General features: G+C 49.6%; 1 protein-coding gene. It reads left to right on the top strand.

Annotated features, from left to right (window positions below; all coding sequences use genetic code 11):
• Nucleotides 1-15: 15 nt before the first annotated feature.
• Nucleotides 16-946: sulfite exporter TauE/SafE family protein (locus tag DDR33_RS20895; RefSeq protein WP_146198822.1), on the top strand; the 931-nt coding region annotated here is incomplete at its 3' end.

Raw genomic sequence — 946 nt, 5'->3', positions numbered from 1 at the left:
AAAGGAAAATAATCAATGAACGAAGGGGGAGCCGAAGAGGCGGTTATTCCGGCGGAGGAGCCGGCGAAAGTGGTGAAGAGGCAGAAATGGCTGTTCTGGGCTATTTCTTTTCTGATCATCGGGATTGCGTTTGTGCTGCTTTGGAGTTATGTGCCATCTTTCAGGTCGAGGTTTGAGGAGATTCCCCAAACGTTTTATTATTTCCTGGCTGCGGGGTTCGTTTTTGCGATGATTGACGGGGCAATAGGAATGTCGTATGGCGTGACGTCTACAACTTTTAGTCTTTCTATGGGAATTCCGCCGGCGTCGGCGAGTACGGCTGTTCATCTCTCGGAGATCCTGAGTAACGGAATCGCGGGGGTGATGCATTACCGGATGGGTAATGTGAATATGAAACTTTTCAAAATGCTGGTGATCCCGGGAATCATTGGTTCTATGACTGGTGCTTACCTTCTTTCTTCGCTGGAACATTACAGCCGGTATACTAAACCTGTTGTGTCATTATACACCCTGATCCTTGGGTGTGTGATCCTGAGGAAGGCTTTGAATATTGCTGCAAGGAAAACTACGAATTCTAAAAAGATTACGAATATCAGGGGGCTTGGACTGTTTGGTGGTTTTGTAGATGCTGTTGGCGGCGGAGGATGGGGTTCTATTGTGCTGTCTTCTCTGATTGCAGGCGGCCGGCACGCCCGTTTTTCGCTGGGGGCAGTGAAGCTTTCGCGCTTTTTTGTGGCTTTTATGAGTTCGCTGACTTTTGTGACTGTACTGAAGGGCTTGCATTGGGAAGCGATTGGCGGGCTGGTGCTGGGGAGTGCTGTGGCGTCGCCGATCGCCGCCCGGGTGGCAAATAAGATTTCGGCGAAGTCGATCATGCTGGCTGTAGGAGTTATTGTGATCCTGGTTAGTCTGAAGAGTATAGGGGGATTTTTGCTGGCTTTTATGC

The sequence above is a fragment of the Pararcticibacter amylolyticus genome, assembly GCF_003130405.1.
Taxonomy (GTDB): Bacteria; Bacteroidota; Bacteroidia; order Sphingobacteriales; family Sphingobacteriaceae; genus Arcticibacter; species Arcticibacter amylolyticus.
The sequence above is the reverse complement of the archived record's forward strand: the minus strand, read 5'-3'. Positions and strand labels throughout refer to the sequence as shown.